Source organism: Marisediminitalea oceani, from assembly GCF_003731635.1.
Lineage (GTDB): Bacteria > Pseudomonadota > Gammaproteobacteria > Enterobacterales > Alteromonadaceae > Alteromonas > Alteromonas oceani.
Map to the genome: position 1 here is coordinate 1 of NZ_RCUA01000034.1, position 13,545 is coordinate 13,545.

Below are 13,545 nucleotides of genomic sequence, written 5' to 3' on the forward strand. Positions count from 1 at the left end.
ATGTTTAGGCGAGGCAGCTATATAGAAAAGGCTGACTTCCCTTCGCGAATCGGCTATGAAGCATCCGGGATAGTCATTGAAGTCGGGGAAGAGGTAAATCATTTACGCCTTGGGGACGAGGTTTGTATTGTCCCTCAGATGGGGCTTTCTCAGAACGGCTGCTACGCAGAAGAGGTTGTCGTACCAAATGAATATGTGGCACTCAAACCAGCAGGGCTAACCTTTGCCGAAGGCGCAGCAGCTTGGATGCAGTACCTGACAGCTTATGGCGCTTTGGTCGAAATTGCTAACGTGCAAAAAGGCGATGCAGTACTGATAACCGCCGCATCGAGCAGTGTTGGATTGGCTGCGATTCAAATTGTGAATTCTCTGGGGGGTATCCCTATCGCTACAACTCTAACAGGAGCTAAAAAGGCTGCTGTGCTCAAGGCTGGCGCGGCCCATGTGATTGCAGCCCAAGAAGAACCGCTGCTGGATAGCTTGAGAGGTATCTTGGGAGAAAACAATTTAAAAGTCGCATTTGATGCTGTCGGTGGGCCGCAGATAGCTGAAATTGCTGAAGCAATGAGCCCTGAAGGAACAATAATAGTACACGGAGCATTAAGTCCCGAAGTCACTCCTTTTCCCTTAAAAATAGCACTTCGTAAAAGTCTGACAGTTAGGGGATATGTGTTTACTGAAGTTATAAAAGACATCGAGCGTTTTCGCAGAGCAAAGCAATTTATCCACTCGGGTTTATCCGAGGGAACACTCAAGCCTGTCATTGATCGAAGCTTTAAATTTGAAGAGATAGTAGCAGCGCATCACTATCTGGAGTCCAATCAGCAGATTGGTAAAATAGTGGTCGTACTTGATTAACAGATGAAGGAAAACTTTATCTGTGTGTTGTGCTGGATATGGCAGTCTGGCAACGTCCTGAGGCGACACAGGCAATACTGCTTTCGGATCGTGGAACGCAATTTACCAGCGGCGATTATCAACGGTACTTAAAAAACAACGACTTATTGGGGAGCATGAGTGCTGTCGGTCATTGTGCCGATATATTTTTTTACATCGAGCGGTTTCATAATCCATTAATGCGACTTAGAGTAGCGAATCAAGACAGGTAGTTTACAAACGTTTTAAACCGTCCGTAGAAACGGGGTAGAACCCCCGCCAGAACAATAAGACAAAGGGGTAGTGTATGGTAATTAACGATCTTCTCTGGCGGCGACCGCGCCATCACATGGATGTCGATGAAGCCCATGACCACGTGCACTGGGTGGAACTTTTCTTCGATCTGGTCCATGTAGTGACAATTTTCATTCTGGGGAATTACCTGTCCCATCATCTGGGGTGGCAAGGATTCTGGGTGTTTACGGGAATGTTCCTGGCGATTTTCTATGCCTGGGCAGACAGCTCGGTCTATAACTCACTGTATATCTCCACGGACATGCCGCATCGCGTGGTGATGGCACTTAAGATTGTCACAATGATGACCATCGCAGCGGCGATTCCCGACGTGGGCGGTGAAGGCTGGATGTATTTCGCGCTGGCCTGGACTTATTTCGACTGCGTCGGCAATGAAAAACCGAAGAGCCGCACCAGTGCCGTGCTGCTGAGATACTGGTTTGCTCACATCGTGATTTTGTGGAGTGCGGTGACGATTGGCGTTGCGCTGGCCGGAGAAGTCTACGTCGGCCTGTGGGAGCCTTATCCGCCCGGCTACGCCGCGCTTGGCTCGGTCGGCCTTGCGGTGTTTTTAGCTTCGCTATGGGCGCTGCGTCGAACCGTGGCTGATGCCACCGACAAATACCATAGCGCCGGCCTGAGGCTGTTCGGCATTGTCATGGCGCTGGTTGTGCTAGCCGTTCATCCCCTCATACCGTCGATTGTCAGCAACGGCCTTTGGGCCCTGGCGCTGTTCTCGCAGATTGGTGTACCGATTTTTCTAGCGGTAAGAGATGCGCGCCGGTTTGATAAAATACTGTGATGGAACATGGCTACGCCCATGCAATTTGACAAATAGCCGTCAGGGATTTGATGCGCTCTTCTTATGCTCATTAAGCCGTAGAACCACATTCTGTTCGGAAGTATTCATCAAGCCGGCCTTTTTGTTTTCGTGATCAGTGATTGTCCGTCGGCGCTGTCCACGCCGGCGCTTCGTCCACAGTTAGCCGTGCGTCCTCCCGCATGGCGTGCCCCAGTGACTCTTCCAGCTTCATGAACAACTGCGCGTAGCGCGGGCTGAATTGGATGCCTTCCTCGATGTTGCGCCAGGCGTTGAACAGTTGGTCTTCGTTGGCAACGAAGGACTGGGTCATCCGGCAAGCGCGTTCTGGCTGGACGCCCATGGCGGTGAGGGCTTAAATTCTGGCGCGCTTTTGGGGCTCAGCGGCCTTACGGCCTAAATCGCTCATGCTTCGCTTGTCTTGTATCCGCTGTCGTCAAGCTGAAGCCCCAAAAGTTTAAATAATACCGATAGCGCCTTCTTTTAAATCCTGCGGTTTAAGAATGTGGTTTTTTACGGCGGTTAGCGCCGTAAAACTTAAAGGTGGTAAACTGGTTCTTTATATGTTAGTTTATATAAATTAGATTTCACGGCGCTATTCGCCGCAAAATTGGCAAATGATAAACTATAGAAAGGTTTTTGCGCTTGGATAAGGGCACTACTTTACAGGAAGACGTAGCGAAAGGTGCTTATAAACAGTCACTTAAGACGCTTTTGCCCTATGGCATGCTGGCTACCAAAAAGTGGTTGGCAGAGCAGGGCTTAAGTGCTCATGCACTGGACAATGCGGTCAAAACTGACACGTTATTGCTATTAGCTACAGGTGTTTATAGCCAGTACTCCCGCTCGGTGAGTTGGGAGGGCGTAATATCTTCTATGCAGCGTATGGAAAGGCGGGAAGGCGAACAACTGCCGCCTGTGGTGGTCGGTGGGCTGTCTGCTCTCTCCTTATCGGGTTTGTCACAGTATTTATCATTGGGTAATACGCCACATATCCACTTATATGCTGCGGGAAAGTTGCCGACGTGGCTTGCGCGTCTATCGCTGCCCGTTGAGTTTAAAGGGCATAGTACAAGTAAACTGTGGCCTGAAAGCTTATCTAAGGATAAAGCTTTCGTTAAAGAGTATGAGTGGGAAGCGGAATTGCCTCCTGTGTATTTTTCATGCCCAGAGAAAGCCATACTGGAAGTACTGACGGACTTACCGGAAAACGTGTCATTTGAGCACGCTGATGAACTTATGCAAGGTCTGGTGAATTTGTCACCCAGAAAGCTTGATACACTTTTAATCGCATGCAAAAGCGTAAAGGCTAAACGCTTGTTCTTCTGGCTTGCGAAGCGCCAAGCTTACCCTTGGTTTAGCAAGTTGCAGGTAAAGGATTACGATTTAGGCTCAGGAAAGCGTGTTGTTGCTAAAGGCGGGAAGTTGGATGCGGAGTATCTAATAACCGTGCCGTCGCATATGGCGTCGGTGAGTGAAGGGTAAGTTCAGGGATGGATAGAAATAGCATTTACTACAAGCAAGTGCAGCTTTAGATGAAGGTTTTGCCTTTTGTCGCTAAACAGGAATGTTTTGCGCTTAAAGGTGGTACAGCAATTAATCTCTTTGTCAGAGAATTTCCGCGCTTGTCTGTTGATATTGATTTGGTCTATCTGCCCATGAAAGGCCGTGATGAAGCCTTGCAGGAAATTTGTGATGCACTCGATGCTATCAGTGCTGAATTAAAAGCAGCGTTTAAAGACATAGAGCTGACCGAAGCCTATAAGTCGAAGCGTGATGCACTGAGGCTGATCGTTGCCCGCAACGGTGTGAAGATCAAGGTGGAATTATCACCTGTATTACGCGGCACGGTTTATGAGCCGAAGCTCATGGAAGTGTGCGCCGCTGTAGAAGATGAATTCGGTTATGTAGAAGTTCCTGTCGTCGCATTGGCGGATCTATATGCTGGTAAAATATGTGCAGCATTGGATAGACAGCATCCAAGAGACTTATTTGATGTTAAGTGGCTTTTGGAAAATGAAGGGCTGACTGACGAGATTCGCAAAGCTTTGCTGGTGTATCTCTCAAGCCACAATAGGCCTATGGCCGAATTGCTAAAGCCCCAGTTTAAGGATATTTCGGCCATTTATGCGGGTGAATTTGCCAACATGGCCGAGACCGATGTTCCCTTGGAAGAGCTGGAAGCAGTTAGGGATCGATTGGTAGCGCTTATTCATCAAGGGCTAACCGAAAATGAAAAAGCGTTTTTACTGTCGTTTAAAAACCGTGAGCCAGACTGGCCGCTGCTCGAATTGAGCGGAGTTAGTGAGCTTCCGGCCATTAAGTGGAAACAAATTAATCTGGCTAAAATGCCAGATGAAAAACATAAGCCGGCGCTAGAAAAGCTGAAAGAAGTACTGGGCGTATGATTTATAGCGCTTAGACATTTTGCTAGAATGGCGCTCAAATTTATCAATGCTTTGATGGGAGGTTTTGCTGGCTGTAGGCCTTGGCAGACAACTTGAAAATCAGGGCTTAGAGTTAACTTTATTTTTTTGTACAAACTTTTGTACAAAATGGGAATTTGGATACATGGCAAACGCCGATTTTCTTAATGAAATCAATAAGCGAAGAACATTCGCTATCATCTCGCACCCGGACGCCGGTAAAACAACCATCACCGAAAAAGTGCTGTTATACGGACAAGCATTGCAGACCGCCGGTACCGTTAAAGGTAAAAAGTCCGGCCAGCATGCTAAATCCGACTGGATGGAAATGGAAAAAGAGCGGGGGATCTCCGTTACCACTTCCGTTATGCAATTTCCCTATGGTGATAATCTGGTTAACCTGCTCGACACGCCGGGACACGAAGATTTCTCTGAAGATACCTATCGCACACTCACTGCTGTTGACTCCTGTCTGATGGTAATTGATGCGGCAAAAGGGGTTGAGGATCGCACCCGCAAACTGATGGAAGTGACCCGTCTTCGGGATACGCCGATCATCACGTTCATGAACAAGCTGGACCGTGATATTCGCGACCCCATGGAGTTGCTGGATGAAGTGGAAACAGAACTTAACATTGCCTGCGCACCGGTGACCTGGCCGATTGGCTGTGGGAAGCAGTTTAAAGGGGTTTACCACATTCATCGAGACGAAACGATTTTGTATAAAACCGGTCAGGGCCATACCATTCAGGATGTTCAGATCATCAAAGGGCTGGATAACCCGGAGCTGGATGCCGCAGTAGGCGATGGCCTGGCTGCTGAGTTCCGGGATGAACTTGAGCTGGTCATGGGGGCTTCTAACGAGTTTGATCAGGAGCTGTTCCTGGCGGGTGAAATTACGCCGGTCTTTTTCGGTACCGCACTGGGTAACTTTGGTGTGGATCATATGCTTGATGGCCTCGTGGCCTGGGCACCGCAGCCACAAGGTCGCGAAACCGATAAAGGCAGTGTGGATGCACTGGAGCCGAAGTTCAGCGGCTTTGTGTTTAAGATCCAGGCTAATATGGACCCTAAACACCGCGACCGTATTGCGTTTTGCCGTATCGTGTCAGGCAAATACGAAAAAGGCATGAAAATGCGTCATACGCGGATTGGTAAAGATGTGCGTATTTCCGACGCGCTCACCTTTTTAGCGGGCGACCGGGCATTGCTCGAGGAAGCTTACGCCGGTGACATTATCGGCCTGCACAATCACGGCTCTATCCGTATTGGTGACACCTTCTCCTCGGGTGAAAATTACCGCTTTACCGGTATTCCCAACTTTGCGCCGGAGCTGTTTAAGCGCATTCGCCTGCGCGACCCGCTGAAAATGAAGCAGCTTCAAAAAGGCCTTATTCAGTTGTCTGAAGAAGGCGCGGTACAGGTATTCCGCCCACTGGCGAATAACGACCTGATCGTTGGTGCGGTAGGTGTACTGCAGTTCGACGTGGTAGTGGCACGCCTTAAAGCCGAATACAACGTTGATGCACTGTATGAGCATGTCAGTGTGGCCACTGCCCGCTGGGTGTATTCTGACAGTGAGAAGAAGCTCGATGAATTCCGCCGTAAAGCCGAGCAAAACCTGGCGCTAGACGGTGGTGATAACTTAGCTTACGTTGCGCCAACCATGGTGAACCTGTCGCTGGCACAGGAACGCTACCCCGATATTGAATTTAGAACGACTCGCGAGCACTAGAGACCACAATGAATATTCACGCACTTCTTATTTCTCGTTTTTCTCAGGCCTTAAGTGACATGGGCATTACCGACGCACCGATCCCGGTAGCACGCAGTGGCCGACCTGAGTTTGGTGAATATCAGTTTAATGGTGCCATGGCGCTGGCCAAGCAGCTTAAACAAAAGCCCCGTGATATTGCCGGCATTATTTTAGAGCACGTAAAACTTGATGACGTGGCCAGCAAGCTTGAGATTGCCGGCCCTGGCTTTATTAATATTCATCTGGCCGACAACTGGCTGGCACAGCAGTGCCAGCAGGCGCTGGAAGATGCGCGCTCTGGCATTCCTTCTCAGGATGCACAAACGGTGGTGGTGGACTATTCTTCACCGAACCTGGCCAAAGAGATGCACGTTGGTCACCTGCGTACCACCATCATTGGCGACGCGGTGGTTAAACTGCTGGAGTTTCTTGGCCACAAGGTTATTCGCCAAAACCATATGGGCGACTGGGGCACGCAGTTTGGCATGCTGCTGGCGCACCTGAGCGATAAACTCAGCGCCAATGCCGTAGCCGAAACCGCACTTTCTGATCTGGAAAACTTTTACCGGGAAGCCAAAATCCGTTTCGATGAGGAAGAAGGCTTTGCCGATCGGGCCCGTGAATATGTCGTGAAACTGCAAAGCGGCGACCAGCAGTGTGCCGAGCTCTGGCATCTGTTCATCGATGTGTCTATTTCGCACAGTGAAGAAGTATATGAAAAACTCAATGTTAGTCTGACCCGCAAGGACATTATGGGCGAATCCGCCTATAACGAAGATCTGCCACACGTGGTAGCTGAGCTGAAAGAGAAGGGCATTGCTGTGGAAGATCAGGGCGCCCAGGTGGTATTCCTTGAAGAGCTGGCCGACAAAGAAGGCAACCCGGCAGTGTATATCGTGCAAAAATCCGGTGGTGGTTACCTGTATGCGACCACAGATTTGGCGGCAATGCGCTATCGCAGCGGAAAATTGGGCGCAGACCGCACCCTGATCCTGACCGATGCCCGCCAGGCGCTGCACTTTAAACAAACTGAAATTGTCGGTCGCAAAGCCGGCTTTATGCAGCCAGAACAAACTTACGAACACTGCCCGTTTGGTATGATGCTCGGTAGTGACGGCAAGCCGTTTAAAACCCGCAGTGGTGGTACCGTTAAACTGGTAGAGCTGCTGGATGAAGCGGTTGAGCGTGCGCGTAAATTGCTGGCCGAGAGAGATACCGGTTTAAGCGCTGACGAACTTAACGATGTTGCCCGCAAAGTGGGCATCGGTGCCGTTAAGTACGCCGATTTAAGTAAAAACCGTACCACCGATTATGTATTCAACTGGGATACCATGCTGAGCTTTGAAGGCAATACCGCGCCTTATCTGCAATATGCATACACCCGGGTGCAGAGCCTGTTCCGCAAGGCTGAGGTGAGCCCTACCGCACTGAATGCCACTATTAGCATTGAACATGCGCAGGAGCATGCCCTGGCGGTGCAGTTGTTACAACTGGAAGAACAACTGAATGTGGTTGCCCGAGATGCCACGCCGCATGTGCTGTGTAGCTACTTATATGATCTGGCCAGCCACTTTATGAGCTTTTATGAAGCTTGCCCGGTATTAAAGAGTGATGTGCCTGAAGCCACCCGTAACAGTCGTTTAGCCTTATCGGCACTGGTTGCCAAAGAGCTGAAACTGGGCCTTGAGCTGCTGGGCATCGAAACACTGGAAAAAATGTAAGGCTGATAAACGCCCACACTCACTTTGTTAATAAGGAAGACTTCATGGTTAAAGTACTGGCATTCTCAGGTAGCACCCGTAGCGGCTCATTAAATCAGGCGTTGGTGGAAAATGCCGCCGATGCCGCGCGCGAAGCGGGCGCAGAGGTTACGGTAATCAACCTGGCTGACTATGCGATGCCAATCTTTAATCAGGATGAGGAAGACGAGTACGGTATTCCTGAACGGGCCCAGGCATTTAAACAGCTGCTTATCGATCACGATGCCTTTTTAATTGCCAGCCCGGAGTACAACAGCAGTTATCCGGCGGTGCTGAAAAATGCCATCGACTGGGCGTCGCGCAAAGCCGGTGATGAAGCCGTGCTGGCCGCCTACAAAAACAAAGTAGTTGGTTTGATGGCCGCTTCGCCAGGCGCGCTGGGTGGCATGCGTGTGCTGGTGGTACTTCGCATGCTAATGCAAAACCTGATGTGTGTGGTGACGCCTGCGCAGGTGTCGGTAGCCAAAGCGGCCGACAAGCTTACCGACGCCGGCAAGCTTACCGACGATACCGTTAAGAAGCAGTTAGCTAACTTAGCCTCGCAAGTGGTCTCCATGGCTGAAAAGCTTAAGGATTAACAGCACTCTGTCTGCGCACTTAGCATACAAAACGACTGTTAAAAGCAGGCCAAATCCGGTACTATCCGTGCCCTTAAAAATGAATCAGTTAAAAGGTCATTATGTTTGAAGTAAACCCTGTGCTAAATGCGATTCGGGATATCCGTGAGCGTACTGCAGCGCTTCGGGGGTATCTTTGACTTTGATGTAAAGTCAGAGCGCTTAGAAGAAGTTAACCGCGAACTCGAAAGTCCCGACGTGTGGAATGAGCCCGAGCGAGCTCAGGCCCTTGGCAAAGAAAAAGTCGCCCTGGAAAAGGTGGTAGAAACCATTGTTAACCTGGAACAAGGTGCCGAAGACGTTGATGGCCTGGTCGAGCTGGCCGTTGAAGCCGAAGATGAAGAAACCTTCGTCGAGGCGCAGGGTGAGTTAGACGGCCTGATCGCGCAACTGGAAACCCTTGAGTTTCGCCGTATGTTTGCCGGCCCGAATGATACCTGTGACTGCTATCTGGATATCCAGTCAGGCTCTGGTGGTACCGAAGCCCAGGACTGGGCCAATATGCTGCTCAGAATGTACCTGCGCTGGGGTGAAGAGCACGGCTTTAAAACCGAACTTATCGAAGTCTCCGACGGCGACGTGGCAGGCATTAAAAGTGCTACCGTACGCTTTGAAGGCGAGTATGCCTTTGGTTGGCTACGCACCGAAACCGGTGTTCATCGTCTGGTACGTAAGTCGCCTTTTGATTCGGGTAACCGCCGCCACACTTCTTTTGCGTCGGCCTTTGTTTACCCTGAAATTGATGATGATATTGAAATCGATATCAATCCGTCTGATTTACGCATCGACACCTACCGTGCCTCTGGTGCTGGTGGTCAGCACGTTAACCGGACCGACTCGGCGGTGCGTATTACCCACGAACCAACGGGTATTGTGGTGCAGTGTCAGAACGACCGTTCACAGCATAAAAACAAAGATCAGGCGATGAAGCAGTTAAAAGCCAAACTCTATGAGTTTGAACTGCAAAAGCAAAATGCCGAAAAGCAAGCCATGGAAGACAACAAATCCGATATCGGCTGGGGCAGTCAGATCCGCTCTTACGTGCTGGATGACTCGCGCATTAAGGATTTGCGCACCGGTGTTGAAACCCGTAATACCCAGGCCGTTCTGGACGGTGGGTTAGATAAATTTATTGAAGCCAGCCTGAAATCGGGGCTGTAGTAACTCAACTTTAAGTGAACAGACTATGAGCGAACAACAACTCGACGAAAATAAACTGATTGCCGAGCGCCGCGCCAAATTAAGCGCTATCCGCGAAAACTGTCGCGCTAACGGTTTTCCGAATGGCTTCCGTCGCGAAAATTACGCCGAGGAACTGCAAGGTCAGTTCGGTGAGCTGGATAAAGAAACCCTCGAAGCTCAGGACAACCAGGTCAGTATCGCAGGCCGTGTAATGGCCAAGCGTGGCCCTTTCCTGTTGTTACAGGACATGACCGGCCGCATTCAGGCTTATGCTGACAAAGCCACGCAAAAAGACATTAAAGCCCGCTATGGTTCACTGGATATTGGTGACATCATCGGCGTGGCCGGTGCGTTGCACAAATCAGGTAAGGGTGATTTATATGTGAACATGGCCAGCTACGAACTGCTGACCAAATCACTGCGCCCGTTACCTGAAAAGTTTCATGGTTTAACCGACCAGGAAACCAAGTATCGTCAGCGTTACGTGGACCTTATCACCAGCGAAAAGACTCGCGAGACCTTTGTGGTGCGCAGCAAAATCGTTAACGGTATCCGTAATTTCCTCACCACCCGTAACTACATTGAAGTAGAAACGCCCATGTTGCAGGTAATCCCTGGCGGGGCGACAGCGAAGCCGTTTGTGACGCATCACAACTCGCTGGATATCGATATGTACTTACGTATCGCGCCAGAACTGTATCTTAAGCGTCTGGTAGTCGGTGGCTTCGAACGTGTGTTCGAGATTAACCGTAACTTCCGAAACGAGGGGCTATCTACCCGTCATAACCCCGAATTTACCATGCTGGAATTCTATCAGGCTTACGCAGATTACAACGATCTGATGAACCTGACTGAAGACATGCTGCGTACGCTGGCTGAAGATATCCTGGGTACCACCGAACTGGTGAATACCGTGCGTGATACCCAAGGCAACGTGGTAGAAGAAAAACACTACGACTTTGGTAAACCTTTCGACCGCCTGAGTATGGGTGAAGCCATCCTGAAATACTGGCCAGAAGCAAATGAAGCCGCTATCCGTGACCCGGAAGCGCATCTTGATGAGCTGAAAGCCATGGCGAAACAGCTGCACATTAAAGAGCCCGAGGTGGATGGGATCTGGGGTGCCGGTAAATATCTGTGCGAAATTTTTGAAGCGACTGCCGAAGAAAAACTCGAACAGCCCACGTTTATTACTGAGTACCCGTGGGAAGTTTCCCCTCTGGCCCGTCGTAACGATGCCAATCCGTTTATCACCGACCGCTTTGAGTTCTTCGTGGGCGGCCGCGAACTGGCCAACGGTTTCAGCGAGCTCAATGATCCGGAAGATCAGGCTGAGCGTTTCCGCAAGCAGGTGGAAGAAAAAGACGCCGGCGACGATGAAGCAATGCATTACGACGAAGATTACATCCGTGCCCTGGAGTTTGGTTTACCACCCACAGCAGGTGAGGGTATCGGTATCGACCGTCTGACCATGTTGTTTACCGACAGTCCGACGATTAAAGACGTAATCCTGTTCCCGCACATGAAACCGGAAGTGCAGGCTCAGGACGCTGAATAAGCGCTAAAGCGTTTTTATCGCTTTGTATAAAAGGGTATTGGTGGGCACATCAATACCCTTTTTCTTTGCCTGTTTAACAATGTAGCCGTTGATGCCCTCTATCTCGGTGGTGCGTTTGTTGATCACATCCTGATGCATGCTGCAAAAGTTCTCTGCGGTACGTTCGATCACGTTAAATACCAGATCGGTGATGGTATTTACCTCAAGCTCTATCTTGCACGCTCTGGCAACCGCGCACACTTCTTCACATACAGCGGCAATGGTTTCAGCGTATTGAGCTGCCAGCAGTCCGCCGTTGGGGATATTGTTAAGCGCGGTTAACGGGTTGATGGCACAGTTAACCGCGAGCTTTTGCCAGAGTGCGGTTTCGATATCATCACGCCAGGTCACCGGGCCGATACAGCGATTCATCATTTCCGCAATATGGGTATTCAGCGGCGCTCTGGTAGTGTGGCAGGGCGAGCTACCCAACATGGTTTCCCCTTTGCCGGTATACCTGATACTGGTGGCCGAGGTTTTAAGTGCGCCATGGCTGGTGGTGGCCAGAAATACCGGGTTATCCGGCAGATATTTGGCTGCCAGTTCCATCCCGCCCATACCATTATGAAGCAGGATCACTGCTGTTGAAGCTGGCAACTTATGCCGCCAGGTTTTCAGTGCTTCTTTAAGCTGCGTCACCTTAAGCGGTACTATCAATAAGTCGTTAGCCGTGAGCGCTTTGTCAGCACAGTCAGGCGGTTCGAGGCTTACCGACTGCCCGTTCAACAACGCCACATTGTTAAGCGCGGTGCTGCCGGGCCTGGGCCATAAGCGATAAGGTGTCGCGGATAACTGTGCGCCGGCGGCACATAGCCCGCCAATAGCACCACTGCCGAGAATATTCACGGTCATGGTCATATCAGATATCCTTATCCCGGGTTTTTACAGCAGGTCTGGGCCAGTTAAGCGTATTGGGGTGGGGCGCCTGAGCAAGCCAGTTTGCGATACTGCTGTGTGCAAAATATTCGCCAACAGACGGTGTGCAGAATACGCTTACCGGTTCACCTTCATATTCAAATTCAAGGCCCCAGGCATGCAGATACAGTCTGTCTGCGGGCATGGCGGTGTAGAGGGTATCGCCAACAATGGGGCTGCCCAGGCTTTTCATGGCAACACGGATCTGGTGGGTTTTACCACTTAAGGGTTTTACCAGCATCAGACGGGGCGCATCGGTAAAGCCATAACTAAAAAATTGGGTAACGGCAGGATTTTGCTGCGATTTTAATAATATATGCTGACCGTTACGGCGGTTTTTCATATCGCCGGTTATGGTGCCCTGTTTCTTTTTGGGTTTCTTCTCGACCAGCGCCAGATAATACTTTTGTACCTGTCGGGTACGAAACAGGACTTCGAAGCGTGCCGCAGCCTGAGGGTTGCGCGCCAGAATTAAACAGCCGGAGGTGCCGTCGTCAAGCCGATGAACCAGGTGTAAGTCTGTTTCTTTCAATGCTTTGCAAACCTGTTGCACAATGCCATGGTTAGCATCGTGCATGGTAACTCCGGCAGGTTTGTTAATGATGAAGAAATCGGAATGACTGAAAATGACTTCAGTCATCAGGCATTAGCATCTTCTAAGATGGCCAGGGCTTTGTCATATTCCAGCGACGACACTGCATCGACTAATTCCTGCTGGTGACTGCTATTAAGATCGAGCGTTGTCAGCCAGTTGTTGAGTTTTTCGTCGTTGATGTATTCGTGATGTTGTAATGCCTGACTCAGCGCCTGATAGGTTTGCTGCTTTTCGTCTGATGGAGCCGCTTTAGCGTTTGCAGTCAGCTCAGAATCGTCTGGTAGTTCCTCAATAACCCGGATGGTTTCAGCCAGGCGGTGAATTAATTCTTTCAATGAGGACTGTTCGGGCTTGCCCAGTTTGAGTTCTTCATTGACCAGACGGCTTGATTGATAGACTGCCGTGCAGCCAAGATTACCTGACACGCCTTTTAAGGTGTGTACCAGGTTCTCAGCTTCTGTTATCTCCTGTTGGGCGAGCATGGTTTGCAAACGGGTATCCAAAGACTGATACTCAGCTGCAAACTTGCGCAACAGGCGATATAACAGGCTACGGTTGCCATTTAGCTGCCGTAATCCGAAGTCAAAATCTATTACCATTGGCTGTTCTTGCATAAGTTCCTGTAATCTCGATATATCTGTAAATACGAAAAAATGCCGACGAGGCTTTAACAGTAAACATTTACGTGTAATTATTGTTAAACTTGT

13 protein-coding genes and 1 pseudogene are annotated in these 13,545 nt (G+C 50.0%); 10 read left to right on the forward strand and 4 right to left on the reverse strand.

Going from position 1 to position 13,545, the window contains the following annotated elements:
- The 3 genes and pseudogenes from D9T21_RS11500 to D9T21_RS11510 form a co-directional block, all read left to right on the forward strand.
- Positions 1-858 (forward strand): zinc-dependent alcohol dehydrogenase family protein (locus D9T21_RS11500; protein ID WP_123325083.1); only part of this gene is annotated, 858 nt, incomplete at its 5' end.
- A pseudogene (locus D9T21_RS11505) lies at positions 858-1,147 on the forward strand (IS3 family transposase); the annotation flags it as partial. The gene D9T21_RS11500 and the pseudogene D9T21_RS11505, both read left to right, overlap by 1 nt.
- Positions 1,148-1,183: 36 nt before the next feature.
- Entirely contained in the window at positions 1,184-1,972 is a 789-nt protein-coding gene (locus D9T21_RS11510; protein ID WP_123325084.1) for a low temperature requirement protein A, read from the forward strand.
- 133 nt (positions 1,973-2,105) lie between these two features.
- Here the strand turns inward: D9T21_RS11510 and D9T21_RS11515 are convergent, their stop codons facing one another.
- Positions 2,106-2,303, reverse strand: a complete 198-nt coding sequence (locus D9T21_RS11515; RefSeq protein ID WP_241155697.1) for a hypothetical protein — start codon at positions 2,301-2,303, stop codon at positions 2,106-2,108.
- Between the two features lie 332 nt (positions 2,304-2,635).
- Between D9T21_RS11515 and D9T21_RS11520 the strand changes: the two genes are divergently transcribed.
- The 7 genes from D9T21_RS11520 (at position 2,636) to lysS (ending at position 11,289) form a co-directional block, all read left to right on the forward strand.
- Positions 2,636-3,475, forward strand: a complete 840-nt coding sequence (locus tag D9T21_RS11520; protein WP_241155698.1) for a type IV toxin-antitoxin system AbiEi family antitoxin — start codon at positions 2,636-2,638, stop codon at positions 3,473-3,475.
- Between the two features lie 50 nt (positions 3,476-3,525).
- On the forward strand, positions 3,526-4,398 hold the full coding sequence (locus D9T21_RS11525; RefSeq protein WP_164464658.1) for a nucleotidyl transferase AbiEii/AbiGii toxin family protein: 873 nt from the start codon (positions 3,526-3,528) through the stop codon (positions 4,396-4,398).
- Positions 4,399-4,561: 163 nt separating this feature from the next.
- Entirely contained in the window at positions 4,562-6,151 is a 1,590-nt protein-coding gene (gene prfC, locus D9T21_RS11530; protein WP_123325177.1) for a peptide chain release factor 3, read from the forward strand.
- An 8-nt stretch (positions 6,152-6,159) separates the two neighbouring features.
- Positions 6,160-7,893, forward strand: a complete 1,734-nt coding sequence (argS, locus tag D9T21_RS11535; protein WP_123325085.1) for an arginine--tRNA ligase — start codon at positions 6,160-6,162, stop codon at positions 7,891-7,893.
- Between the two features lie 44 nt (positions 7,894-7,937).
- On the forward strand, positions 7,938-8,510 hold the full coding sequence (locus D9T21_RS11540; RefSeq protein WP_123325086.1) for an NADPH-dependent FMN reductase: 573 nt from the start codon (positions 7,938-7,940) through the stop codon (positions 8,508-8,510).
- A 101-nt stretch (positions 8,511-8,611) separates the two neighbouring features.
- A protein-coding gene (prfB, locus tag D9T21_RS11545) for a peptide chain release factor 2 (RefSeq protein ID WP_123325087.1) occupies positions 8,612-9,710 on the forward strand; the annotation gives its coding sequence in 2 pieces (ribosomal slippage) (positions 8,612-8,686 and positions 8,688-9,710; 1,098 coding nt in all).
- Positions 9,711-9,735: 25 nt separating this feature from the next.
- Positions 9,736-11,289 carry a lysine--tRNA ligase gene (lysS, locus tag D9T21_RS11550; protein ID WP_123325088.1) on the forward strand — a complete coding sequence of 518 codons (1,554 nt, stop codon included), beginning with the start codon at positions 9,736-9,738 and terminating at the stop codon, positions 11,287-11,289.
- Between the two features lie 3 nt (positions 11,290-11,292).
- Here the strand turns inward: lysS and D9T21_RS11555 are convergent, their stop codons facing one another.
- The 3 genes from D9T21_RS11555 to D9T21_RS11565 are packed head-to-tail and all read right to left on the reverse strand — an operon-like array spanning position 11,293 to position 13,452.
- The gene (locus D9T21_RS11555) at positions 11,293-12,186 is read right to left on the reverse strand and encodes a ketopantoate reductase family protein (protein ID WP_123325089.1); all 894 of its coding nucleotides are present in this window, start codon (positions 12,184-12,186) and stop codon (positions 11,293-11,295) included.
- Between the two features lies 1 nt (position 12,187).
- Positions 12,188-12,883 (reverse strand): TIGR01621 family pseudouridine synthase, encoded by a 696-nt coding sequence (locus tag D9T21_RS11560; protein WP_123325090.1) that lies wholly within the window; start codon positions 12,881-12,883, stop codon positions 12,188-12,190.
- Positions 12,883-13,452, reverse strand: coding sequence for an Hpt domain-containing protein (locus D9T21_RS11565; RefSeq protein ID WP_123325091.1), 570 nt, complete (start codon positions 13,450-13,452; stop codon positions 12,883-12,885). The genes D9T21_RS11560 and D9T21_RS11565 overlap by 1 nt, the downstream gene beginning before the upstream one ends.
- Positions 13,453-13,545: the final 93 nt, after the last annotated feature.

What these genes read in the sequence shown, in the direction of transcription:
- D9T21_RS11510 (WP_123325084.1), top strand. Translation starts at nt 1,184, where the DNA reads ATGGTAATTAACGATCTTCTCTGGCGGCGACCGCGCCATCACATGGAT.
- D9T21_RS11515 (WP_241155697.1), bottom strand. Translation starts at nt 2,303, where the DNA reads ATGACCCAGTCCTTCGTTGCCAACGAAGACCAACTGTTCAACGCCTGG.
- D9T21_RS11525 (WP_164464658.1), top strand. Translation starts at nt 3,526, where the DNA reads ATGAAGGTTTTGCCTTTTGTCGCTAAACAGGAATGTTTTGCGCTTAAA.
- prfC (WP_123325177.1), top strand. Translation starts at nt 4,562, where the DNA reads ATGGCAAACGCCGATTTTCTTAATGAAATCAATAAGCGAAGAACATTC.
- argS (WP_123325085.1), top strand. Translation starts at nt 6,160, where the DNA reads ATGAATATTCACGCACTTCTTATTTCTCGTTTTTCTCAGGCCTTAAGT.
- D9T21_RS11540 (WP_123325086.1), top strand. Translation starts at nt 7,938, where the DNA reads ATGGTTAAAGTACTGGCATTCTCAGGTAGCACCCGTAGCGGCTCATTA.
- lysS (WP_123325088.1), top strand. Translation starts at nt 9,736, where the DNA reads ATGAGCGAACAACAACTCGACGAAAATAAACTGATTGCCGAGCGCCGC.
- D9T21_RS11555 (WP_123325089.1), bottom strand. Translation starts at nt 12,186, where the DNA reads ATGACCATGACCGTGAATATTCTCGGCAGTGGTGCTATTGGCGGGCTA.
- D9T21_RS11560 (WP_123325090.1), bottom strand. Translation starts at nt 12,883, where the DNA reads ATGACTGAAGTCATTTTCAGTCATTCCGATTTCTTCATCATTAACAAA.
- D9T21_RS11565 (WP_123325091.1), bottom strand. Translation starts at nt 13,452, where the DNA reads ATGCAAGAACAGCCAATGGTAATAGATTTTGACTTCGGATTACGGCAG.